The organism is Micromonospora yasonensis, from assembly GCF_026013475.1.
GTDB classification, from domain to species: Bacteria; Actinomycetota; Actinomycetes; order Mycobacteriales; family Micromonosporaceae; genus Micromonospora; species Micromonospora yasonensis.
Genome location: NZ_JAPDPH010000031.1, coordinates 13,490 through 36,063, shown reverse-complemented (window position 1 = coordinate 36,063; position 22,574 = coordinate 13,490). Strand labels below are relative to the sequence as shown.

The following is a 22,574-nucleotide window of genomic DNA, read 5'->3' as shown; positions in this document are numbered from 1 at the left end:
AGAAGACATGGACGGGGAAACGGCGTCCATCAGGATGCCTGCCACGAATAGAAACGGTTCGCCATCGCGTCCCGCGGCCCGCGCCAGGTCGCCGGGTCGTACGGCTTGATGTGGTCCGCCAACTTCTGGTTGACGTCCTGCCAGAGCGGGTTGCCCCGGACCGCGTCGATCCGTGGGTTGAGGTCCTGCTCCGCCTCGATGAGTTGGAAGTACAGACCTTGGAAGTGGAACAGCGAGCGACGTTGCACGCCGACGAGATGGGGCAGCTCCGTGGCGTCGGATTCCCCCCAGATCTGTGCCACCGTATCGATGTCCGACTCTTTCATCCTGGCGACGATAAGCACACGCTCCACTTGCGCTCCTTAGGGCCCGGCGCGCTCAGCTCAGCGCACGATGTGGTTTCACCGAACAGTGCCCAAGGCCTCTCGGGGGCCGATGGAACACATATAGGGCCGCCCCTCATCGGGCTCCTGCCCGGAATTCAGCCGGCCTCGGTCGACCCCGTACAGGATCGGGAGCCGAAGCTGCCAGCCGGCAGACGAGTTCGCGTCGGAATACTCGGCGGAGGAACGAGATGACTCAATTCCTGTTACCCATCGTGCTGGTGTCGAACGGCATGGCCGCCGGTGGTCTGATGATCGCGGTGCTCGGTGGCGCCCCGCTGATGTTCGTGCTGCCGGTCGGGCAGTACATCACCGTCGAGCAGTTCCTCACGACCCGGTTCGATCCGTTCATGCCGATCTGCCTGGTCACCACGATCCTGCTCGACGGCAGCCTCGCGTTCGTGGCACCGGACGCCCCGTCCCGTCGGTTGTTCGCCCTCGCCTCGCTGCTCACCGCGTGCGCGATCACCGTCTCGATCACCCGGAACTTCCCGATCAACCGCTGGGTTCGCACTCTCGACCCTGAGCGGATTCCGGAGAACTGGGACGAGGTGGACCCCCGCAAGCGGTGGCGGAACTGGAATTTCGTGCGCGCGACGCTCACCATCCTCGCGCTGCTGGTCAACGTCACCGCCGTCAGCGTCCTGGTCTGACCGCCGGCCAAACGGAAGGAGTGTGTGCAGATGCAGATCGACCTGTCGGGCCGTAACGCGCTGGTCACCGGCGGCAGTCGCCGGGTGGGCCGGGAGATCGTGCTGGCGCTGGCCGGCGCCGGCGCGAACGTGCTGGCCTGCTACCGCAGTGACGAGGACGCCGCCCAGGCGGTGCTCGCCGAACTGGACGGCACCGACGGCAAGCACCGGATGGTGCGGGCCGACGTGACCGACCCTGGGGATGTGGCCGCGCTGATCGGCGAGTGCCGCTCGCACCTCGGCACCCTCGACATCGTGGTCAACAACGCGGGCAGCTTCGGCTTCGCCCCGTTCGACCGGCTGCCGCTGGCCGAGTGGAACCGGATGCTGGAGATCGGCCTCAACGCCGCGTACCGGGTCACCCAGGGAGCGCTCCCGCTGCTCAACCCGGGCGCCTCGGTGGTCAACATCGGGTCCGCCGCGGCGCTGTACGGCGGGGCGATGCGCACCCACTACACGGCCGCGAAGGCCGGGCTGATCGGGCTGACCCGCTCACTGGCCAAGGAGCTCGGCGGCACCGGCGTACGGGTGAACCTGGTCGCGCCGGGGGCGATCGCCGCCGACGACCTGGCGCAGACCGATCCCGGGCAGTACCGGATGCTCATGGAGAACTACGGCAAGCTGACCGCCCTGGGCCGGATCACCCGGCCCGCCGACGTGGTCGGCGCGGTGCTGTTCCTCGCCAGCGACCTGTCCAGCTACGTCTCCGGGGAGACGGTCAACGTGGACGGAGGGCTGTGACCATGCTGGTCGGCACCCTCAGCGTGGCCGTGCTGGTGACCACCGGGCTGATCGCCGGCGTCTTCTTCGACGTCGCCATCGCGCTGGTCCCGGCGTTCTTCAAGATGCCTCGCAGCCGGTTTGTCTACGTGAACAACAAGCTCGTCGATGGCTACCACCCGACCATGCCGATCCTCTGTTCCAGCACGGTGCTGGTGAACCTGGGGCTGGCCGTGCTCACCCCGGCGCCCTCCCGCTGGCTGTTCCTCGCCGGGACGCTGCTGATCGTCGGCACGATGTTCGTCTCCGAGTTCGGCAACATGCGGATCAACCGCCGGCTGCTCAAGGACGACCCGGAGAACCTGCCCCGGGGCTGGTCCGATCCGCGCCGCCGGTGGCGCGGCTTCCACCTGGCACGCACCGCCCTCGCCCTGCTCGCCGTCGTGGTGAACGCCACCGCGGTCGCGCTGGTCGGCTGATTGCCCGCCACCCCCCACGCTTTCCGCAAACCCTGTCGTACGACCAAGAAGGAGACATCATGTCCGAGCGCACCGAGTACGTCGACGGCGCCCCCGCCTGGGTCGAGCTCTCCGTGACCGACCTGGACGCCGCCAAGGAGTTCTACGGGCGGCTGTTCGGCTGGGAGTTCAAGACCGACGAGGACTCCGAGCGGAAGTACACCTACGCCCTGCACCAAGGGGCCAAGGTGGCCGGCCTGTCGCAGATCCCGGCCGGCTCCGGCCAGCCGACCGTGTGGGCCACCTACCTCGCGGCGGCGGACCTGAAGTCCATGGTGGACGGCGCGGTCCGGCGCGGCGCGACCCTGCTGGTCCCGCCGTTCGAGGTGGCGGGCCGGGGCCGGGCCGCGGTGCTCCGCGACCCCTCCGGCGCGGTGGTCGGCCTCTGGCAGGCCGGCGCCCACATCGGCGCCGAGCGGATCAACGAGATCAACACCACCTGTTGGCACGAGGTGCTGACCAACGACGCCGAGGCGGCGGACGCCTTCTACACCGGCCTGTTCGCCATGCACCGCCGGGAGATCGACGACCAGACGGCGATCCTCAGCATCAACGGCGAGCGGGTCGGCGGCCGGCGCAAGATCGGCCAGAACCTCCAGGGTGTCGTCCCGCCGCACTGGCAGACGTACTTCTGGGTCGCCGACGTCGACCAGGCCGTGGAGCGGATCCGCGAGCTCGGCGGCAAGGTGCGCTTCGGTCCGGTCAACACCCCGCACGGCCCCCTGGCCGGCGTGACCGATCCGTTCGGCGCCCACTTCACGGTCATCTTCTCCACCGAGCGCTGACCCGGACCGCCGGGGAACGGAGGCTGCCATGTGTGGCATCACGGGTTGGGTCAACTGGGAACGGGACCTCACGGCGGAGGGTGACACCGTCCGGGCCATGACGAGCCCGATGGCGTGCCGCGGCCCGGACGCCGAGGGGATCTGGCTGTCCCCGCGGGCGGCGCTCGGCCACCGGCGGCTCGCCATCATCGACCTCGAGGGCGGCGCACAGCCGATGGGCGCGCCGTCCCCGGACCAGCCGGTCGCGGTTGTCACCTTCGCCGGCGAGATCTACAACTTCCAGGAGCTGCGGGCGACCCTGGTCGCCCGTGGCCACAGCCTACGCACCCGCTCCGACACCGAGGTCCTGGTGACCGCGTACCTGGAGTGGGGACCGGAGTTCGTCAGCCGGCTCAACGGAATGTTCTCCTTCGCCATCTGGGACACCCGGACCGAGGAGCTGCTCCTCGTCCGGGACCGGCTGGGCGTCAAGCCGCTCTACTACGCCGAACTGCCCGACGGGGTGCTGTTCGGCTCCGAGCCGAAGGCCATCCTGGCGAACCCGGCGTTCACCCCGGAGCTGGACGAGGAGGGCATCGCGGAGGTCTTCGCGGTGCCCGGCGCGCCCACTCCCTGGCACGGCACCTACCGCGGCATGCGGGCCGTCCGGCCGGGCACCACCATCCGGTTCGGGCGGTCCGGCAGCCGGGAGTCCCGCTACTGGGAGCTGGAGAGCCACGAGCACACCGACGACCTGCCGACCACCATCGGCACCGTCCGGGAACTGCTGGCGGACATCGTCGAGCGGCAACTGGTCAGCGACGTGCCGCTGGGGGTGCTGCTCTCCGGCGGCATCGACTCCAGCGCGCTGACCGCGCTGGCCGTCGGGATCGTCAGCCGGCAGGGCGGCGGGAAGGTCCGCAGCTTCTCGGTGGACTTCCAGGAGAGCGAGGAGCACTTCCGGCCGGACATGCTCCACCCCACCCTCGACGCGCCGTACGTGCGGATGGTCGCCGACCACGTGGGCACCGTGCACTCGCCGATCGTGGTCGACAACGAGGACCTGATCCGGGAGCGGATGGTCGGCTTGGCCGCCCGTGACCTGCCCAGCTGGGGCGAGATGGACCTCTCGCTCTACCTGCTGTGCCGGGGAGTGGCGCGGCACTCGACGGTCGCTCTCTCCGGCGAGTCGGCCGACGAGGTGTTCGGCGGCTACCCGTACTTCTACCGACCGGAGAGCCTGGCCGCGGAGACCTTCCCGTGGATGGTCGACGACCGGCTGGGGCCGGCGGGCCTGCTCCGGCCCGAGGTCGCGGACCGGGTCCGGCCCGGCGACTACATCGCCGACCGGTACGCCCAGGCGCTGGCCGAGGTGCCGCACCTGGCCGGCGAGCAGGGCCGCGACCGTCGGCTGCGCGAGGTCTTCTACCTGGCACTCACCCGCTGGCTGCCGGCGCTGCTGGACCGGAAGGACCGGATGAGCATGGCGGCCTCGCTGGAGGTGCGGGTGCCGTACTGCGACCACCGGCTGGTCGAGTACCTGTGGAACGTCCCGTGGGCGATGAAGAATGCCGGCGGGACGCCGAAGGGCCTGCTCCGGCAGGCGGTCGCCGACCTGCTGCCGGACGAGGTGGTCAACAGGCGCAAGAGCGCCTACCCCACCACCCAGGATCGGCGCTACGACGTCGCCCTGACGGCGTGGGCGCGCGAGGTGCTCGCCGACCCGTCGGCGCCGCTGTTCGACCTGGTCGACCGGGCCCGCCTGCGCGAGCTGGTGGACGCCGGACGGCCGGTGCCGGGCCCGTGGATGTCCGGCATGGCCTACCTCCTGTACGTCAACGAGTGGCTCACCCGGTACCGGGTGCGCCTGGTCTGACGCGCGCCGCTCGGCGGCCGAAAGCGACATCGCCGCCGCGCTACTCAGCACTTCCGCTTTCCACGTCGAATAGAAGGGATGTGAACACCGTGGAACACGTCAAGAAATGGTCGCTCCGGGCCTCGGCACTGGTCCTGCTCAGCCTGGTGGGACTGATGGTCGCCGTGGGCGGCGGCATCGCCGGGTGGTTCATCGGCCAGGGCGGCTTCAACGGCCTGCAGCAGAACAAGACCCACGGCGAGCTCCGGCTGGAGGTCGCCGGCCAGCGGCTGTTGAACGACGCCGTGGAGGCAACGGTCGAACTGCCCGCTGGGCTGCTGACTTTCCAAGCCAGCAGCCCGGACCCGGCCGGCTACACCATGCTGCTGGTGAAGATGCCGGCGGGCAAGACCATCACCGACTACCTCAGCGGCCTGGCCGGGATGGCCAACACCGGCGTCCAGGACACCGAGACGGCCAAGCAGTACCACGACGCCAACTACGGCGGGGCTCGGGTCGCGGGCGACAAGTGCAAGGTGAGCTTCACCGTGGTGCTGCAGCCCGGCACCTACTACATCATCGCCTTCTGGGGCGCCGGCGTCAGCGACACCCACCCGCGCACGCAGGAGCTGAAGGTGACCGGGGACGCCGGGAACGTCACCCTCCCCGACACCCCGCACAAGGTCACGCTGGAGGAGGGGAACAACCCGCCGCGCTTCGTCACGGATGACGAGTGGCCGGCCGACGGCCGGATCCTGGTCGACAACGAGACCAGCGTGCCCAGCGAGACGGTCTTCCTGCCGTTGTCGCCCGACGCCACCGACGACGACCTCTACAAGTTCTTCCACCACGACGGCGCCGAGCCGAACTGGCTGAGCACCCCCTTCTCGGAGATCCGGGTCTGCGGGATGGCCCCGACCAGCCCGGGTCACAAGGTATTGGTGCACGTCTCCTCGCCCCCCGGTGAGTACGTGCTCGCCTCGTTCGTCTTCAACCCGAAGTACAACAAGCGGCAGTACCAGCTGGGCATGTACAAGCGGATCAAGCTCAGCCCGATGGCCTGACCGGCAGCGCCGGGATCGGTCATGACCGGTCCCGGCGCATTTGATGCGTTGAGATAGATCGATCCTCCTGCCCGTTCGGCCGACGCGGCCGGTAACGGCACCCACGGGCAGGGTGACCCGCCGACCCACAGGAGGACATGTCATGCGGGTACTCTTCATCGCCACTCCCGGTATCGGGCACGTCTACCCGATGGTCCCGCTGGCCTGGGCCTTCCGCACCGCCGGGCACGAGGTGCTCATCGGAACCAGTGGCCTGGGGCTCCCCGTGACGAGCGCGGGGTTGGACGTCGCGAACATCGCGCCCCAGTTCGAACCCCCCGCCTTCTGGCAGCCGGTCATGATCAAACTCTCCCGTGAGCACCCGGAACTGGCCCCCCAGATGGCCGCCATGCGCAGCGGAAAGGTCGAGGACCAGCGCTTCGTCGCCCCCTTCCTCGCCAAGCTCTCCGGCTTCCTCGCCGACGGCGCGATGAAGGTCGCCGAGGACTGGAAGCCGGACCTGGTGGTGCAGTCCCGCTCCCAGGGCGCCGGGCTGGTCGTGGCGGGGAAGCTCGGCGTGCCGCTGGTGGACCACGGCATCGGCCTCTCCCGTACCCCCGAACTCCACGACATCTTCCACCAACACATGACCGACGTCTTCGAACGGCACGGCGTCACCGGGCTGCCCGAGACCCGGCTCGGTCTCGACCTGGCCCCGGCCAGCATGATCGACGGTGAGCACGAGGGCTGGCCGATGCGCTTCGTCCCGTACAACGGGGGCGTCGTACTGCCGGAGTGGTTGAACTTCCGGCCGGAGCGGCCCCGGATCGCGGTCACCCTCGGCACCGTCTCCACATTGGAGGGAACCGGGATGAGCACCCTGGAAAGGGTCATCAGGGCCGCGGAGAAGGTGGATGCCGAGTTCGTCCTCGCCCTCGGCGAGACCGACCTGTCCGCGCTCGGCACGCTGCCGGAGAACGTCCGGGTCGCCGGTTGGCTCCCGCTCGCCGCGCTCCTCCCCTCCTGCGCCGCGATGATCCACCACGGGGGCGGCAGCACCACGCTGACCACGCTGGCCGCCGGCGTACCCCAGCTCATCGTGCCCGACGGCGCGGACCGGCACATCAACGCGGCCGCCGTCGGGCGGCGGGGCGCGGGCCTGGTCACCGAGCCGGACGCGTTCGACGCCGCGCTGGTGGCGGAGGTGCTCTCCGACGAGCGCTTCCGTACCGCGGCGGCGGAGGTGCACGCCGAGATACGGGCCATGCCCTCCCCCACCGACCTGGTCCGACGGCTGACCGACCAGGTAGCCGGCCGCCGGTCGGCCACCGCCGGCTAGCCGGCCCATCCGAGGAGAAGGAAAGCCGCCATGAACGACAGGTACGAGCCACTCGACCGTGCGGATCGCTGGTTCATCGACATCATGCGTACCGTGGAATCGCCCGGCTTCGTGGCCTTCCAGCAGGTCGACATGACCGCCTCGCAGGAGGTCATCGCGCGGCTGCGGGAGCAGGGCAGCAAGGTGACCTACACCCACCTGGTGACCCGGGCCGTCGCCCTGGCCCTGGCCCGGCAGCCGCACCTCAACCGGCTGATCCTCGGCCGGAAGGTGGTGCACCCTGGCACTGTCGACCTCAGCCTCTCCGTCGGCACCGGACTGTCGATGTCGGCCGAGCCGACCATCGTGGTGCAGAACGCGGACCGCAAGGGCCTGGTCGAGCTCTACGACGAGGTGACCCGCCGGGCCGCCGAGGTACGCGCCACCGCGGCGGAGGCGCTGGAGCAGAACCGGCGACTCACCCGGATCATCCCGGTCGGCTTCGTCCGGCGCTGGCTGATCCGCCTGATGAAGAACCGGATGTCGATGGTGCGGGAGCGGCTGGGCGCCTTCCACGTCACCAGCAGCCCCGGCCTGCAACAGGCGGTACCGCTGGTCTTCGGCGGGATCGGCCTGCTGGCGATCTGCCGGGTGGAGGACGCCGTCGTGGCCCGGGACGGGCAGCCGGTCGTACGGCCCGTCTGCCGGCTCTGCCTGGTCGGCTCGCACCGGATCTGGAAGGCCGCCGAGGTGGGCCAGTTCATGACCGAGGTCCAACGCGTCCTCGAATCGGGCGAGCTGGCCACCGAGGTCCCCGCCCCGGAGGCCGTACCCGTCTGACCTGGTCCTCGTTCGGCCCGGCCCCGGCTCCCCCGCCGACGCCGGGCCGAACGGCGTCCCGCCCCCGCTCCGGGTCGGGGCGAGGGCGGCTGCGGGTCAGGAGATGGCGGTGAGGACGCACTCGCCGACGCCGACCTCGGCCGGCCAGTGCAGGCCGAGCACTCGCTCGGCGACGCCGTTGGCGTCCACCCGCACGGCGTACGCGCGCAGGCCCATCGCCCCGGCCAGCAGGCAGATCAGCTGCTGAAACGCGCCGACGTGCAACAGCGTGGCGGCGTAGCCCGCACCACTCGAGCCGGCCATCCGGCCGACCCGCGCGGTCAGCGTGACCAGCACCGGCGGCCGGGCCGGCGAGCCGGCGGCCACCCGGGCCATCTCGACCAGCTCGAACAGGTCCTCGTCACGGTCGTTCACCGGCACCAGCGCGTGCGTGGCGGGCTGGTAGTGGTAGATGCCGCGCGGCAGCCCGGCGCAGCGCTCGATGCTCAGGTAGATCTCCAGCTCGTCGAGGTGGGTGGGCCCACCGAGGGGCCGGGACAGGGCGGCAGCCACCCCCGCGGTGGCCGCCGCGCCGGACGCTCCCCCCGGAAGCGGAGACCGCGACGGAGGAGCTGGCACCGGCGGGCCGGGCCACCGGGTACGCGCGCAACGGAACAGCAGTTCGCCCAGCTGCGCGGCGGTCAGTGGCCGGGGCGAGATCCGCGGTGTGTCCAGCTCGGTTTCCAGCAGCGCGGTGAGCGGAACGTCGCGGGTCAGCGGCGCGGCGCTGTCCGGCCCGGGCAGCGCGATGGGCGGCCCGATCAGGCGGCCCACCTCCCGCGCCGGCCCGGCTGCCGGGGCTGACGCGACGTCGTCGCCGTACGTCGACCGGCTGCGTACGTGGAACATCAGCTCGTGCGGGCTCCACCGGCCCAGGTCCGGGTCGTCCTCCTCGGTGAACCCGCCGGCGGCGTCGGCGAGCAGCGCCACCCCGGCGGCGACCAGGTAGCCCACCACCCAGACGACGACCGCCTCCGACACGTTGAGCTCGGCGTGGAGTTCGGCCGTGGTCCGGGCGGTGACCAACGCGGCGGCGACGTGTCGGGCCAGCGGACGGTGCAGGACGACCCGGAACCCAGCCGGGGCCGACTCGACCACCAGCACCCCCTGGGACGGCCGCATGACCGCGAAGCGGGACAGCCGCACCGCGCGGGTCGAGGCCACCTCGGGCGGCCGGAACGCCACCGCCGGGGCCACCGGCACGACAGAGAGCAGCGGGCCCTGGACGTCGTCGACGACGCCGAGCGAGTGCACCACCGACCCGCTCAGCACCCCGAGCACCTCGTCGAGCACGCCGGACTCCGAACCGTCGGCCCCGTCCGGCGCGCCCGAGGTGACGTTGGCCAGCGACACCGGCCCGAGGCTCATCCGGCGCAACGACTCCCGGACCAGTGCGTCGGCCTGCGCGAAGGTGAACTCCCCCCACCGGGTGACCACGGTCAGCGGCCCGTCGTCTGGGCCGCTCTCCACGAGAGCGTCCTCCGCGAGCGAGCAGAGGTGAACGGTTCGGGGTCTTGCGCGCACAGCTGGGCCAGCCTCTCAAACGAACAGCGGCAAAGGGTTGAGGTCCTCGTACCGGGTGGGGACGAGGAGGTGGCCGCGGTCGACCGGCACGTCGTAGAGCCGCCCCGGAGCGAACCGGGACCAGATGTGCCGCAGCCCCGGCACGACCACCTTGACCACGGGCAGCCCGACATCCGGGCGGGTCTGGTCGAGCACGAGCGTGTCCAGCCCCCGGGCGGCGAGCCACGCGGTGAGCTGGACGACGTCCGCGACGATGTCGTCGCCGGGCTGGTAGGCGAAGTCCGCGCGGGTACGCTCGCGGTGGCCCGGGTCGGGCAGCACGTACGGCTGATTCTCCCCGGTGGCATCGCGCCACCACCCGGCCGCGTCCGGGTCGTCGAAGACCTCCGGACCGGCGTCGTGCAGGCCGGGCACGCCCTGGTTGAGCTCGGTGAGCGCGCGGCGCAGCGCCACCGCCGGGTCCAGGTGGGCGCCGAAGCCGAACAGCAGCCTGCCGCCGTCACCGGCCCGGCAGGACACCGCCGCCAGCACCGGTACGCCCAGGTCGGAGGTGAGGTCCAGCGCCCACACCCCACGCCCGAGGTCGGCGTACTGCCGGCGCAGCTCGTCGATCCACGGGTCGCCGAAGGAGGCGAGGTCGACCCCGGGGACCCGGAGCCGGTTGTACCACCAGATCGCCACGGCATCCCGCTCAATCAGCTCCAGCACGCCCTGCAGGACGGCGTCGGAGAGGCAGCTGCCGGCGGCGTTGCCGTTGGAGTCGGCGCGCAGCCCGCGAGTGTCCAGTGCGCCGGGCGGCACGTAGTAGAGCAGGCCGGTGGGGAGCAGGCGGTGCCGCCGCTCGGTCAGCGACCAGACCCCTGTCCAGTCGGTCACCGCGGCCTCGTCGAAGGGCTCGGGCACCTGCTGGAACGGCCCGTGCGCGGCGTTCCAGCCGGCCCGCGTCGCGTACTGGCGCTCGTCGAAGAGCATGCAGTCGTTGGGGTGCAAGGCCTGCTCGCCCAGCGACCGCAGGCTGCCCCGGATCCGCTCCTCGTCACCGTGGAACGTGCCGCTGTGCCGTTCCAGGGCCTCGCACAGCGCGCTCACCCGGGCGTCCAGCTCGGTCACGCCCTTGCCGCCGCTGTGCGCGCGCATCCCGCCGGCCAGCGCGGCCGGGTCCAGGCCGAGCGCGGCCGCGTTCGGCCCGGAACGGTACGCGTGGAAGAACGCCGGCGCCCGGTCGTCCCGGACGAGATCCTTGACAATTCCGGTGACCGGGCTGACCAGGTGCTGGTAAGCCGAGAGCACCTCGCCCGGGGTGCGCGACCGGTGGCCGCCCCCGGTCCGGCTGGCCTTGCGCGCGGGCGGGAGCACGACCGGCCGCCGGGCGCGGGTGGCCACCAGGGTGGGATCGCCGCAGTGCGGGCACTGCGGGCGGGCGCGCAGCTCGTGTCGCCGGCCCTGCAGGTCGACGCTGTCCAGCGTCCAGACGCAGTCCTGGCCGGCGTACCGGTGGCCGGCGGTCCACTTCGTCGCCTCGAGCGAGACCAGGTTGACCGCGACGGCGGTCAGCGCCGGCAGGGTGACCGAGGGGCGTTCGGCCGGCCCGGTGCACCCCAGCGACCGCTGCGCGCACTCCTCCGCGTGCCGGTGCCGCCACAGCCGGCCGGCGAGGCAGTGCCAACAGGCCGACCGGCCCGGCACGAAGACCGGACCGATCCAGACCTGCGTACCCACCGGCCGGGCCAGCAGCCACGGGGTGCCGGTCGCCCGGTGGGCCGCGTCGACCCCGGCGAGGGCCGGGTCGAGGTAGTCGTCGCAGAGCACCACGGACAGGCCGGTGTCGCCGGGGAGGGGCGTGTCCCCGGGACGGACGGTGAGCCCGGCCGCGGCCAGGGCGGCGTGCGCCGCCTCCCGTACCGCGGTCGCGCCCGTCGTGATCAGCCGGGCCTCGTCGGCGGCCCGGCCGTTGGCGTCCGGGTCCACGCCGCACGCGTCCCAATACGCGGAGGCGGGGCCGGCCGGTCCGTCAGCGGAGTGGTAGGTGACCAGACCGGCCTGCCGCAGCCGCGCGACGAGCTCCGCGACCTGCTCCGGATCCATGCCCTCAGGCAGGTCGCGGAGCAGGTCGGCGAGATCCCGGGTCCCGTCGAGCAACGCCACCAGGGGGCCGATCTGCGGCGAGCGCAGGATGGTCACCCCATGGTCGGAGAAGACGTAGGCGCACCCATCCTGGCTCACCTCAACCCTCAGGTGACGCTTGAAGCCGACCAGCCGACCGGTCACGGTGTCACACCGCCGAGGCCTGGGTCCGGTCGAGCTGCGCGGCGGGGGCCCAGCACCACTTGACCGGGGCGGTGGGCGCGGCGTGGTTCCACTGGTCGTACTGGTCGATGGTGAGTTCGATCCGCGCGGCCGGCCGGATCGCATCCGCTTCGAGAAGTGCCTGGGAAGTCATCGGTTTGGCTCCTATCGAATGGGGTAACTGCGATGCGACCAGTCTGTAACCGGCGGGGACGGCCAGCCAGTGCCGGTGTCACGCCACCCGATGTGTGTTCCTCACGCGGCCCGCATTCCAATTCACGGCGGGACTGCTGCCCGCGTCACTGGGATTCGATGCCCTTCACTACGACACTTGGCCGGACTGGCGTGCCCGCGCCCCTCGCGTTTGCGGGCTCAGCCGCAGTCCGCGGATTGGAGGGTTCAGGGTGACACCCGAAACAACAACCTCGGGCAGCCTTCCGCACCTGTCGAACGACGGCGGCCTGCCGACGGCCGCGACCGCCGTGACATACAAGCTGCTCGGACCGTTGGAGATCTGGAAGGACGGGCGAGACCACGCCCCGACCGCCCCGAAGATCCTGCAGCTGCTCGCCATGCTGCTGCTGCAACCCGGCAAGGTCGTGCACATCGAGTCGATCATCGGAGAGCTGTGGCCGGGTGGTCCGCCGCGCAGCGTCCGCACCACGATGCAGACGTACGTCTACCAGCTGCGCAAGTGCATCGAGTGGAACCGGCTGGCGCCGGACGCGGACGACCTGCTCATCACCCGGCCCCCCGGGTACCTGCTGAAAGCCGCGCCGGCGCAGGTCGACGTCTTCGCCTTCCAGCAGCTCTGCCAGCAGGGGCGGGCCGTGCTGGACAACGACGACCACCAGGAGGCGGTCCGCTGCTTCCGGGAGGCGCTCGCGCTGTGGTCCGGGCCGCCGCTGGCCAACGTGCCGTGCGGTCCGGCGCTGTCGGCCTACGTGGTGGACCTGCAGGAGCAGCGGCGCAACACACTGCACCTGTGCATCCAGAGCGAACTGGAACGCGGCATGCACCGCGACCTGATCGGCGAGCTGCGCTCGCTGGTGACCACCAATCCGCTCGACGAGGGCCTGCACGGGCTGCTGATGCGGGCGCTCAGCGCCAGCGGTCGCCGGTCGGACGCGCTGGCCGCGTACCGGCACCTGCGCTCGGTGCTCAACGGCGAACTCGGGGTGGAGCCCTGCGAGGAGTTGCAGCGCCTGCACCGTGAGTTGCTCTCGTTCGGCGAGCCGACCGCGCTGGTGACCCGGCCGCCGATCCGGCCCGGCCGGGCCTTCGAGCCGTCCAGCGACGCGATGGCGGTCTGACCGGCGGACCCGTCCTATTCGAGGCCTCGGAGGATGTGCAGCTCGTCCAAGAGCTCGTCCTCGTCAGCGCCCGCCCGCCCGAGCAGTGCCGCGTGGGCCCAGATCGACAAGGAGGTGGGAGTCCCGGTCGTGCCACTGACCTGCTGACCTTCACTGTTCCGACCCCACTCGGTCCGGAGTCCGGTGTTGAGATCCTCCATGGCCCTGCCCCCTCGTCACGCGTCCGCCGGTCGGTTGTTCGGCATCATCGGGAACCATCCGATGTCACCATGCGGCGAAACCCTCAAGCCTCGATAGAGCGGCGGTGAAGGCCGCTGTCAGGGTGAACCTCCGTCGGGGTGCCGAAGAGGCGCTTCAGCTGTGCGGTGTGCTGCGGCAGGGTGCGCAGCCGGGCAAGGAACAAGGATTCCGCGAGCTCGTCCAGGGCCGCGTCGATGACCTCCAGGTCCTTCGGACGCAACGACGGGGCCCTGCGGGCCAGCCTGCGCAGCTCCGCTTCGATGACGGTGCGGCTGTAGTTGTGCCATTGCGCAACGAGATTCGAGGTGGGCTTGTCCGGGCACGGGGCCGGGCGACGAGCAGCCGGCGGCGGGTCAGTGGACATGGCTTCGGCTCCTGGCCATACCGGCCCCATGGGCGGTGTGCGAGCCGTGGAATGGCGCGGTGACGCCGTCGTAGCGCAGCCGCAGCATCATTCCCTGATGGGCGTGGGGCAGGTTGTGGCAGTGGTTCATCCAGATCCCGGGGTTCGTCGCCTTGAACGCGACCTCCCACACCTCCCCTGGGCGGACATCGAAGGTGTCCATCCACAACGGGCTGCCCGACGGCCGCGTGCCGTTCCGGCGGAGGACGAGCACGGGATGGCCGTGCAGATGCCAGGGGTGAGTTTCCAGGCTCCGGTTGACCACGGTGAACCGGACGAGATCGCCCTCGGCGACGAGCTGATCCGGGATCGACGGGTGGCCACGGCCGTTGACCGTCTGCGCGTACGCCGGTCGGCCGTCGAGCATGGCCACACCACGGTCCAGCACCATGGTGAAGTGCCGGTCGGCGCGGCTGCCGGCATCGAACGGCACGGCGGCCGGCGTTCCGTAGCTCAGCAGGTCGAGCTCAGGCCAGCCGGAGGTGTCCTCGTCGGCGGCATCGGCGTGGTCATCCGGACGCAGCCGGAGGCCGACGGCGTGATCGTTGTCGACGACGAGCGCTACGGGAGTGTCTGGCATGACGAAGACCAGGTCGTGCCGTCCGCCCCCGGGCAGGCGCAGTCCGATGTCGCTGACCTCGCCCGGTTGGTGGAGATCGCGGCCGTCGACGGCCGCCACCCGGAAGGGTGCTCCGGCGAGCGCGAATCGGTGTGGATCCGAGTCGGTGTTGATCAGCCGCAACCGCACCTTGGTACCGGCCGGCGCGGTGTGCTCGATGCGCCCGTCCTGATCGGCGATCACCACAGCGCCGTCGAATGTGTGTACGGGAAGCGTCAGTTCCAGCTGCCCGAGGGAAGCATCGGCGCTGTCCGTCTGCTGGTCGCGTGGGGTCACGACGAGGGTCCCGTACAGCCCTCGGCGCACGCCACGGTGAGACGCCTGGTGGGTGTGGTACCAGTAGGTTCCCACCTGTTCGGCGCGGAACCGGTAGACGAACTCCCCGCCGGGTGCCACCACGTCCTGCGTCACGCCCGGTGCGCCGTCCTCACCGCACGGCACGTCGTAGCCGTGCCAGTGCAGGGTCACGCCGTCCTCGATGTCGGTGTTGCGCAGCGTCACCTCGATCAGATCGCCTGCGGTGGCGGTGATCGGCGGGCCGGGTATCCGGCCGTTGAAGGTCCACGCCTGGATCTCACGTCCGGACGGGAGCCGGACGGTGGCGGTCTGCGCGGTGAGGAGGTACTGCCGCCTGGTGCCGCCCGGTGCCGGTGTGCCGGCCCCCCGCAGGTCGGCCACGGACACGGCCGATCCGGTGCCGGACGACTGGCCGGGGCCGCCTCCGGTAGCGATGGACTCAGCCGGCATGAACAGCAGGCCGACGCCGGTCGTGCCGGTACTCGCCACGACCGCACCCCCGGCCAGGCCGATGAACCGGCGGCGCGAGACCGCGGGCTTTCCGTGCGCGGGCGCCATGTCGGCGTCGCCGGTGGGGTCGGCCGGCGCCGCCACGACGCGCGCGGTCAGCAGCGCGCCCGCGCCGACGAGGGAGCTGGCGATCAACGCGCTGCTCCAGTCCAGGGGGTAACCGACCAGGAAGGTCACCACCAGCCCGGCCAGGGCCGCGTATCCGGCGGTGAGCAGCAGGACCACGCCGCTCGCCGCTATCCCGGCCTCCGGCGCGCGCCGCGCCGCGAGCAGCCGCGGGCCGGCGATCAGGACGGCGGCCAACCCGGCGGCTGCGAGCATCGGCAGACCCAACAGCACCTTCTCCTGCGCGAACCACCAGCCCCGAGCGGCCAGCATCGCCACCGTGGCCACGCGGGCCAGGGTCACCAGCACCGCCGCCGCCAGGAGCCCGAATGCGAGCTGGGCGCGCCGGGCGGCCGCCGCGGCGCCGGCCGAGGACCACGCGGCAACGCTCAGCAGCGCGACCGCGTGGTCCGCGATGATCAACTGACCCGTGGTCATGACGCGGGCTGGGCCGGTCCGGTCACCCGCACGTCGTTGTCCACGCCGGCTTGCCGATGCGGAACGGCGGGCCTCGACAGCGCTCGCGCCTGCCGGGCGACGTTCCCGGCCACGGCCAGGATGGCCAGGCCGTTGACCGCGTGCAGGCCGAAGATGAGCTGGCCGGTCGTCGTGCTGGTGTCGCCCGTGTCGTTGAACGCCTTGGCGAGCACCGCGATCACCACCTGGACAACGGCCAGCCCAGCGACCAGGCCGGTCATTCCGATGAGCCGGCCGGGCATCCGGGCCACCGCGGCGACAATTGCCATCAGGACCGGCAAGAGGAAGATCACGTACCCCAGCGCGCGATGCGGCCGGAAGGACTCGTCGTTGGGCGCGGTGCTGAACGCGCCGCTCGCGGCAAAATAGAACTGTGCTACGACGACCAGCATGAGCAGGCCGGCGAGGCCGGCGAACACTTTCCGCACAGTAGGCTCCTTCAGGTTGGTTGGTCACGACATGTGATTCGGACGCCGTCCGTCGTACGGCGGCGGCTGCCCCCCGTTTTTTGGCAGCCGCCGCCTGCCCTATCGGGACGGGACCGGCTCCGCGTCTGTGACGGGGCGCAGGAACGTGTCCGGCGCTCCTTCGACGTGCAGCTGGGGCAAGCGCCGCTCCAGGGCGCGAGGAAGCCACCAGTTGCTGCGGCCGAGCAGGTGCATGACCGCCGGCACGAGCAGCATCCGGATGACGGTCGCGTCCACCAGGATGGCCGCGACCATGCCCAGCCCGAAGACCTTGATGAAGACCTGGTCACTCGGGACGATCGACGCGAAAACCACGACCATGATGGCGGCGGCGGCGGTGATCACGCGGCCGGTGCTGGCCAGTCCGGTGACGATGGCCCGGCTGTTGTCCTGGGTACGCACCCACGACTCGCGCACCCGGCTGATCAGGAAGACCTCGTAGTCCATGGAGAGGCCGAACAACAGCGCGAACATGATGACCGGCACGAACGCGGCCATCGGGGTGGCGGTATCGATGCCGACCAGCCTGCCGGCCCAGCCGCCGTCGAGGACGAAGGCCACCACGCCGTACGCCGCCGCCACGGACAGCAGATTCATCACGGCAGCCGTGACCGCGATGACGACGCTGCGGAACGCCACCAGCAGGAGGAGCATCGACACGACGACGACACCGCCGATGAGCAGCGCGAGCCGGTTGGCGATCAACGCGTTGACGTCGATCGTCGCCGCGGTTGCGCCGCCGACGTGTACCTCTGTGCTGGTACCCCTGGTCGCGGCCGGGATCACGTCGTCGCGCAGGGTCTGGACGAGGTCTTCGGTGGCGGCCTCCTGCGGTCCGGTGCCGGGCACGACGGTGATCAGCGCCGTGTCACCGGCAGGGTTGAGCCGTGGCGGCGATACCGCTGCGACTCCCGCCGTTCGGCCGATCTCGGCTTGTAGCCGCTGGAGGGGCGCGGCGCCGTCGGCCGGCGGCACCTCCGCCACCACAAGCAACGGCCCGTTCTCGCCGGGGCCGAAGCCCTCGGCCAGCATGTCGTACGCCTGCCGATTCGACGTGTCCTCGGGGTCGTTGCCCGCGTCGGGAAGACCGAAGTGCACGCCGAGGAACGGCGCGGCCAGCACCAGCAGCAGAGCGACACTCGTCACGACGGCGAGCACGTTGTGCCGCTGCACCAGCCCGCTCCAGCGCGACCAGCCGGCCGCCGGCACCAGGTGGCCGTCGGCCGAGATCCGGGCGGCACGACGCCGTCCCAGCGGCACCCGGAGCCGGTCGATCCGCCGCCCCAGGTAGCCAAGCAACGCGGGAAACAGCGTGAGGGCGGCGACCATCACGATCAGGGTCGCCACCATGGTGACGACGGCGGTGCCGTTCATGATGGACAGGCCGACCGCGAACAGCCCGGACATGCTCACCATGACCGTGCCCCCGGCCACGAGGACCGCCCGGCCGGCGGTGTCGAGCGTCGCCACGGTCGCCGCTTCGGGGTCGAGTCCGACCGCCCGCCATTCACGGAACCGGGTCACCAGCAGCAGCGCGTAGTCGATGCCCAGGGCGATGCCCAACGTCATGCCGATGATGGGCGCGAAGTCAGGCACGGTCGCCACGGCCGCCGCGATGCCGACCAGGCTGGCGCTCACCGCCAGCGCGCCGATCGCCATGACCAGGGGCAGTCCGGCCGCCACCACCGACCCGAACATGATCAGCAGGATCACCGCGGCCGCGAGCAGCCCGATCAGCTCGGATCCCGACTGGGTCGCCTCGGCGAGTTGCACGGCCCGTCCGCCGAGCGCGATCTCCAGCCCGTCGCGCTCGGCCGCCCCGGCGGCGGCCAGCAGCCGTTCGGTGTCTTCGACCGGCATGTCGTTGGGGTTGGTGACATCGAGATAGACGCGTGCGGCGAGTGTTCGGCCGTCCGGCGCGATGGAGCCTTTGGCGGTGTACGGGTCCTCGACCGACGCTACGTGCGGGATGCGTCCCAGCTCACCGAGCAGCGTGCTGACGTCGTGTCGCACCTCGGTGCTGGTGACGTCGTCCGCGCGTACCACCACTCGCACCGTGTCGCCGGACTGGGCCGGGAACCGCGCCCCCAGCAGGAGCTGCGCCTGCTCGGAATCCGAGCCCGGCGCGGAGGATCCGTTGGCGGTCTCGCCCCCGAAGGCCGTCGACAGCCCGAAGGCGATGACGAGGCCCACGGCCCAGGCGACCAACACCCTTCCCCGCCGGCGAAAGGCCAGGCCCCCGAGCCTGCCCAGCGGCCCCGGCCGCGGCGCGTCGGGAGAGCGTTGGCGACTGTCCCGCGCCGTTGCCGCATCGGTCATCGGAACTGCAGTTGGTTGAGTCACGAAAGCGATCGTCGCGTCGCCGACCTGCCCGCGTCGTCGTGCAGCGGATGACAGTTCCCTACGCAGATTTGCGTAGGCGGCCCGTCCCTGGTCGCGCCCGTCGTCGTAGCCGGTCACCCGGACGCGGCCATTATCATCACAGGATGAAACGCCGAGCGGTGCCGTTCCGACTGCCGGTCCTGGCGCAGGACGTCCTGCTCGGACTCTTCGTCGCCGTGATGCAGGTCCAGGGCAACGCCGCGAAACCCCCGGAGGTGGGATCGCGGCCGCTGACCGACCTCGGACACCTGGGCTACGTCCTGCTGATCGTGAGCGGCCTGGTGCTGGCCGTGCGCCGCCGCTGGCCGGCGCCGGTGTTCATCACGACCGCGCTCGCCAGCCTGGTGTACTTCACCGTCGGCTTTTCGGACGGGCCCGTATGGATCGGGCTCTTCGTCGCCCTGTACACGCTGACCGCCTACGGCGACGGGCGCAGGTCGCTGGTGATCGCCGGCGTGGGTATCGCCGTGCTGGCCACCGGCTGGCTCATCGCCGCGGCCGACATCGAGCCGACGGCCGCCATCGGGTGGGTGTTCTTCCGGATCGCGGCGTCGGTCATGGCCACCGCCCTGGGTGAGTCGGTGCGGTCTCGGCGCGTCATCGCAGCCGAAGCCCTGGAGCGTGCGCGACAGGCCGAACGGACCCGCGAGGAGGAAGCCCGTTCCCGCGTCGACGCCGAGCGGCTCCGGATCGCGCGCGAGGTCCACGACACCGTCGCGCACGCCATCGCGATCATCAACGTGCAGGCCGGCGTCACCGCGTACCTGCTCGACAGACGGCCGGAACGGGCGCGCGACGCGCTGGTGATCATCGAGCAGACGAGCGCGCAGGCGCTTCACGAGATGCGGGCAATCCTCGGGGTACTTCGTTCGTCGGACAACGGGCGAGTGCCGCACCCCGGCCTGGGCCAGATCAACGAGCTCGCCGCGGTGGCGCGGGAGGCCGGACTCGACATCAAACTCGAGGTGAGCTCGCCGGCGGCGCCACTGCCGAGCGCAGTGGACAACACGGCCTACCGGATCCTGCAAGAGTCGATCACCAACGTGATCCGCCACGTCGGCCCGACCCAGGTGACGGTCGCACTCGACTACGGAACCGACAGCCTGGAGGTCCGAGTGGCCGATGACGGCGGCCGGGACGCCTCGGGTGACAGCGCCGCGGATCCGGGCGCGCCGGCCGAAAACCGGGCCGCCCCCGGCAGCTCGGCCGATCCGGGACGTGGCATCCTCGGCATGCGCGAGCGCTGCGGGCTCCTGGGCGGAGAGCTGACCGCCGGGCCGCGGCCGTGCGGCGGGTTCGAAGTCAAGGCGCGGCTGCCGCTGGTTCCGGCCGGAACGGTGCACCCATGAGCACGACGGCAACGTCGTCCGGCAGTGGCCCGATCAAGGTGCTGCTCGCCGACGACCAGGTGCTGGTGCGGTCCGGGTTCAAGGGGCTGCTCGAGGTCGAAGACGACATCACGGTGGTAGGTGAGGCCGCCAACGGCGCCGAGGCCGTGGACCGGGCGCGGGCCACCCGGCCCGACGTCGTCCTCATGGACATCCGCATGCCCCAGCTGGACGGGATCAAGGCCACCGGCCAGATCGCCAGGACGCGCGGCCTCGAGCAGGTGCGGGTCCTGATCCTGACCACGTACGACACCGACGCGTACGTCTTCGAGGCGCTGCAAGCCGGCGCGAGCGGCTTCCTGCTCAAAGACGCCGGGCCGGCCGAGCTGTTGCACGCCATCCGGGTGATCGCCGCCGGAGAGGCGTTGCTCGCGCCGCGGATCACCCGACGCCTCATCGCCCAGTTCACCGCGGAACGGATCGCCACCAGGGCCGGCGAAGAACGACTGGCGGTGCTGACGCAACGCGAGCGTGAAGTACTGGCCCTGGTCGGGCAGGGGCTGAGCAACGACGAGATCGGTGCCGCGCTGTTCCTCAGTCCGGCTACCGCCCGCACCCATGTCAGTCACGCGATGGCGAAGCTGGGTGCGCGCGACCGCGCGCAGCTGGTCGTCATCGCCTACCAGACCGGGTTGGTCCGCCCCCGGCCATGACCCGGCCACCCCAGTACCCTCGCACCATGATCGAAAACGTGAAGGTCGCGGTCGTCGAGGTAGGCAACAACACGTCAGCGCTGGTGCAGGGGATCTCCTTCTATCGCAAGACCGGCAGTCTGGTGGGCATCCACCGGCCGGAGATAGCGGGACTGGGCGTCGGCGACATCGACGTCGTCGCCGCCTTCGCCATCTCCGACGCCAAGGTGGGCGACGACCTCCACGAGGCGATTTTCGCGCCGCCGAACAACTTTCCCCGGCTCGACGTGGAGCTGCCACCTTCGGGCGTGACGGTGCAGCGCGGTCTCGTCGACTCGACGGAAATCGAGCGGGTGGCACGCGCGCTGAAGGGTGCCGAGGTGCTGCTCTACTCGGCACCGAGCGGCAGGCCGGAAACAGCTCAGGCATACGCCGAGGCGGCCCTCATGGCGGGCCTGGCGTTCGTCAACACCACGTCGGACGCGATCGCCCGGGAACCATCCTGGATCAGGCGTTTTGCGGACGCCGGCCTGCCGCTGCTCGGCGATGACCTGGCCAGCCAGTTCGGCACCTCCGTGGTGCATCACGCACTGCTGCGGCTGCTCCAGGAGCGGGGCCTCACCCTGGTCAGCTCCTATCAGGTCAATCTCGGCGGTACGGAAGACTTCCGCAATCTGGTCGAGAACTCCAACACCAAGAAGCAGTCCAAGCTGAACGCCCTGGGATCGGAGAAAGTTCAGCTGGCTCCCCTCGGGTACCTCCCGCACCTGGGGTCTCAGAAGATCGCTCACCTCAACATCGAGGCGCAGGGCTGGGGCGAAACGGCGGTGAGCCTGGATGTTCGGCTGAAGGTGCATGACCCCAGTGGCGCCGCCGGCGTCAACATCGACCTGATTCGCATTGCGGCCACCGCGTTGCGGTCGGGGCGTGGCGGCTACCCGGCCGAGGCGACGCCGCTGCTGAAGTCGCCACCCGGGACGGCGATCTGAGAACCGACGAGCCGATGCCGGCGAGAACGTCGCCGTGGCTGGCCACGGCGATCGGGTTGTCCAGTTGCTGGCCGAAGCGGCCGATCGTGCGAGACGCCTTCGCCACCCGCTGGCTGCGTGGGCGGCGTTGCCGGTCGTAGGCGGCCAGGCCGTCCGGCCGGTCGGCGACGGCGGCGAGGACGACGGCGTCCTCGAGTGCCTGGTTGGCACCCTGCCCGAGGTTGGGTGTCATCGCGTGAGCGGCGTCGCCGAGCAGGGCGACCCGACCCTTGACGTAGGTGGTGAGCGGCTCGTCGAGACACGCGAGGTCGTCGCGCAGGACGGTGTCGGTCGCGCTGATGAGGGCGGGGATCGGGTCGTGCCAGCTGCCGAACCGGGCGCGAACCTGGGCCAGCTCGTCGACGGCCGAATCGGCGGGCTCGGTGTTGACGGCTGCGAACCAGTACACGCGTCCGTCGGCGAGCGGCACCATGCCGAACTCGGCGCCACGGTCCCAGCTGATCGCGACGATGATGTCTTCGTCCCAGGCCGGCGTCACGCCGCGCCATGCCGTCACGCCGATGCGTACCGGGCCGGCGGCATCCGGCCACAGCAGTCTCCGCACGGTGCTGCGAATCCCGTCCGCCCCGACCACCAGATCGGCTCGTATCCGGACGAGTCCGCTTCGACCGGCTGATCGGTGCGGGCGCCCGCACCGCCCCACCACCCGGAACAGCCGCAAACCGAGCGGACCTGGCCACCGCGATCACGACATTGCTCCGGGCGTTCGC

General features: G+C 71.0%; 21 protein-coding genes. 12 read left to right on the top strand and 9 right to left on the bottom strand.

The genetic code is table 11. The annotated features are described in order from the left end of the window. Positions 1-29: 29 nt before the first annotated feature. Positions 30-353, bottom strand: coding sequence for a TcmI family type II polyketide cyclase (locus ONA70_RS09755; RefSeq protein ID WP_265006028.1), 324 nt, complete (start codon positions 351-353; stop codon positions 30-32). A gap of 221 nt (positions 354-574) precedes the next feature. Between ONA70_RS09755 and ONA70_RS09750 the strand changes: the two genes are divergently transcribed. From ONA70_RS09750 to ONA70_RS09715, 8 genes are all read left to right on the top strand, one after another. Further along, positions 575-1,036 (top strand): DUF1772 domain-containing protein, encoded by a 462-nt coding sequence (locus ONA70_RS09750; RefSeq protein ID WP_265006027.1) that lies wholly within the window; start codon positions 575-577, stop codon positions 1,034-1,036. Between the two features lie 30 nt (positions 1,037-1,066). Continuing rightward, a complete protein-coding gene (locus ONA70_RS09745; protein WP_265006026.1) occupies positions 1,067-1,816 on the top strand; it encodes an SDR family NAD(P)-dependent oxidoreductase in 750 nt (249 codons plus the stop codon). A 2-nt stretch (positions 1,817-1,818) separates the two neighbouring features. Continuing rightward, positions 1,819-2,274: a DUF1772 domain-containing protein gene (locus ONA70_RS09740; RefSeq protein WP_265006044.1), complete on the top strand. Its 456-nt coding sequence runs from the start codon at positions 1,819-1,821 to the stop codon at positions 2,272-2,274. 59 nt (positions 2,275-2,333) lie between these two features. After that, positions 2,334-3,098: a VOC family protein gene (locus tag ONA70_RS09735; RefSeq protein WP_265006025.1), complete on the top strand. Its 765-nt coding sequence runs from the start codon at positions 2,334-2,336 to the stop codon at positions 3,096-3,098. Positions 3,099-3,126: 28 nt separating this feature from the next. Then, positions 3,127-4,953 carry an asparagine synthase (glutamine-hydrolyzing) gene (asnB, locus tag ONA70_RS09730; RefSeq protein ID WP_265006024.1) on the top strand — a complete coding sequence of 609 codons (1,827 nt, stop codon included), beginning with the start codon at positions 3,127-3,129 and terminating at the stop codon, positions 4,951-4,953. An 80-nt stretch (positions 4,954-5,033) separates the two neighbouring features. Then, a complete protein-coding gene (locus ONA70_RS09725) occupies positions 5,034-5,996 on the top strand; it encodes a hypothetical protein (protein ID WP_265006023.1) in 963 nt (320 codons plus the stop codon). 142 nt (positions 5,997-6,138) lie between these two features. Beyond that, positions 6,139-7,314 carry a nucleotide disphospho-sugar-binding domain-containing protein gene (locus ONA70_RS09720; RefSeq protein ID WP_265006022.1) on the top strand — a complete coding sequence of 392 codons (1,176 nt, stop codon included), beginning with the start codon at positions 6,139-6,141 and terminating at the stop codon, positions 7,312-7,314. 30 nt (positions 7,315-7,344) lie between these two features. Next, positions 7,345-8,133 carry a 2-oxo acid dehydrogenase subunit E2 gene (locus ONA70_RS09715; RefSeq protein WP_265006021.1) on the top strand — a complete coding sequence of 263 codons (789 nt, stop codon included), beginning with the start codon at positions 7,345-7,347 and terminating at the stop codon, positions 8,131-8,133. Positions 8,134-8,229: 96 nt separating this feature from the next. On the opposite strand, the gene ONA70_RS09710 is transcribed toward ONA70_RS09715, so the two are convergent. From ONA70_RS09710 to ONA70_RS09700, 3 genes are all read right to left on the bottom strand, one after another. Beyond that, a complete protein-coding gene (locus tag ONA70_RS09710) occupies positions 8,230-9,642 on the bottom strand; it encodes a SagB family peptide dehydrogenase (RefSeq protein ID WP_265006020.1) in 1,413 nt (470 codons plus the stop codon). A 69-nt stretch (positions 9,643-9,711) separates the two neighbouring features. Further along, on the bottom strand, positions 9,712-11,919 hold the full coding sequence (locus ONA70_RS09705) for a TOMM precursor leader peptide-binding protein (protein WP_265006019.1): 2,208 nt from the start codon (positions 11,917-11,919) through the stop codon (positions 9,712-9,714). 49 nt (positions 11,920-11,968) lie between these two features. Beyond that, on the bottom strand, positions 11,969-12,136 hold the full coding sequence (locus tag ONA70_RS09700) for a hypothetical protein (protein WP_265006018.1): 168 nt from the start codon (positions 12,134-12,136) through the stop codon (positions 11,969-11,971). A 328-nt stretch (positions 12,137-12,464) separates the two neighbouring features. Between ONA70_RS09700 and ONA70_RS09695 the strand changes: the two genes are divergently transcribed. Next, on the top strand, positions 12,465-13,295 hold the full coding sequence (locus ONA70_RS09695; RefSeq protein ID WP_265006017.1) for an AfsR/SARP family transcriptional regulator: 831 nt from the start codon (positions 12,465-12,467) through the stop codon (positions 13,293-13,295). Between the two features lie 283 nt (positions 13,296-13,578). Here ONA70_RS09695 and ONA70_RS09690 read toward each other — a convergent pair whose 3' ends face one another. From ONA70_RS09690 to ONA70_RS09675, 4 genes are all read right to left on the bottom strand, one after another. Beyond that, complete coding sequence (locus ONA70_RS09690) at positions 13,579-13,899, bottom strand: hypothetical protein (RefSeq protein ID WP_265006016.1); 321 nt, start codon at positions 13,897-13,899, stop codon at positions 13,579-13,581. Next, positions 13,889-15,907, bottom strand: a complete 2,019-nt coding sequence (locus tag ONA70_RS09685) for a multicopper oxidase family protein (protein ID WP_265006015.1) — start codon at positions 15,905-15,907, stop codon at positions 13,889-13,891. Before ONA70_RS09685 ends, ONA70_RS09690 begins: the two co-directional genes overlap by 11 nt. Then, positions 15,904-16,374: a DUF6220 domain-containing protein gene (locus ONA70_RS09680; RefSeq protein WP_265006014.1), complete on the bottom strand. Its 471-nt coding sequence runs from the start codon at positions 16,372-16,374 to the stop codon at positions 15,904-15,906. The genes ONA70_RS09685 and ONA70_RS09680 overlap by 4 nt, the downstream gene beginning before the upstream one ends. 99 nt (positions 16,375-16,473) lie before the next feature. Beyond that, positions 16,474-18,621 (bottom strand): MMPL family transporter, encoded by a 2,148-nt coding sequence (locus tag ONA70_RS09675; RefSeq protein WP_265006013.1) that lies wholly within the window; start codon positions 18,619-18,621, stop codon positions 16,474-16,476. A 353-nt stretch (positions 18,622-18,974) separates the two neighbouring features. Between ONA70_RS09675 and ONA70_RS09670 the strand changes: the two genes are divergently transcribed. The 3 genes from ONA70_RS09670 to ONA70_RS09660 are packed head-to-tail and all read left to right on the top strand — an operon-like array spanning position 18,975 to position 21,804. Beyond that, a complete protein-coding gene (locus tag ONA70_RS09670) occupies positions 18,975-20,144 on the top strand; it encodes a sensor histidine kinase (RefSeq protein WP_265006043.1) in 1,170 nt (389 codons plus the stop codon). After that, entirely contained in the window at positions 20,141-20,836 is a 696-nt protein-coding gene (locus ONA70_RS09665; RefSeq protein WP_265006012.1) for a response regulator transcription factor, read from the top strand. The genes ONA70_RS09670 and ONA70_RS09665 overlap by 4 nt, the downstream gene beginning before the upstream one ends. A 26-nt stretch (positions 20,837-20,862) precedes the next feature. Continuing rightward, on the top strand, positions 20,863-21,804 hold the full coding sequence (locus tag ONA70_RS09660; protein ID WP_265006011.1) for an inositol-3-phosphate synthase: 942 nt from the start codon (positions 20,863-20,865) through the stop codon (positions 21,802-21,804). Here the strand turns inward: ONA70_RS09660 and ONA70_RS09655 are convergent. Beyond that, positions 21,695-22,507, bottom strand: coding sequence for an FAD-dependent monooxygenase (locus tag ONA70_RS09655; RefSeq protein ID WP_265006042.1), 813 nt, complete (start codon positions 22,505-22,507; stop codon positions 21,695-21,697). The two genes, ONA70_RS09660 and ONA70_RS09655, sit on opposite strands and share 110 nt — an antisense overlap. Positions 22,508-22,574 lie beyond the last annotated feature (67 nt).

Excerpts from the sequence above, each read along its gene's own strand:
- ONA70_RS09735 (WP_265006025.1), top strand. The coding sequence starts at position 2,334 with ATGTCCGAGCGCACCGAGTACGTCGACGGCGCCCCCGCCTGGGTCGAG.
- ONA70_RS09690 (WP_265006016.1), bottom strand. The coding sequence starts at position 13,899 with ATGTCCACTGACCCGCCGCCGGCTGCTCGTCGCCCGGCCCCGTGCCCG.
- ONA70_RS09665 (WP_265006012.1), top strand. The coding sequence starts at position 20,141 with ATGAGCACGACGGCAACGTCGTCCGGCAGTGGCCCGATCAAGGTGCTG.
- asnB (WP_265006024.1), top strand. The coding sequence starts at position 3,127 with ATGTGTGGCATCACGGGTTGGGTCAACTGGGAACGGGACCTCACGGCG.
- ONA70_RS09745 (WP_265006026.1), top strand. The coding sequence starts at position 1,067 with ATGCAGATCGACCTGTCGGGCCGTAACGCGCTGGTCACCGGCGGCAGT.
- ONA70_RS09700 (WP_265006018.1), bottom strand. The coding sequence starts at position 12,136 with ATGACTTCCCAGGCACTTCTCGAAGCGGATGCGATCCGGCCGGCCGCG.
- ONA70_RS09660 (WP_265006011.1), top strand. The coding sequence starts at position 20,863 with ATGATCGAAAACGTGAAGGTCGCGGTCGTCGAGGTAGGCAACAACACG.
- ONA70_RS09740 (WP_265006044.1), top strand. The coding sequence starts at position 1,819 with ATGCTGGTCGGCACCCTCAGCGTGGCCGTGCTGGTGACCACCGGGCTG.
- ONA70_RS09670 (WP_265006043.1), top strand. The coding sequence starts at position 18,975 with ATGCAGGTCCAGGGCAACGCCGCGAAACCCCCGGAGGTGGGATCGCGG.
- ONA70_RS09750 (WP_265006027.1), top strand. The coding sequence starts at position 575 with ATGACTCAATTCCTGTTACCCATCGTGCTGGTGTCGAACGGCATGGCC.
- ONA70_RS09720 (WP_265006022.1), top strand. The coding sequence starts at position 6,139 with ATGCGGGTACTCTTCATCGCCACTCCCGGTATCGGGCACGTCTACCCG.
- ONA70_RS09715 (WP_265006021.1), top strand. The coding sequence starts at position 7,345 with ATGAACGACAGGTACGAGCCACTCGACCGTGCGGATCGCTGGTTCATC.
- ONA70_RS09685 (WP_265006015.1), bottom strand. The coding sequence starts at position 15,907 with ATGACCACGGGTCAGTTGATCATCGCGGACCACGCGGTCGCGCTGCTG.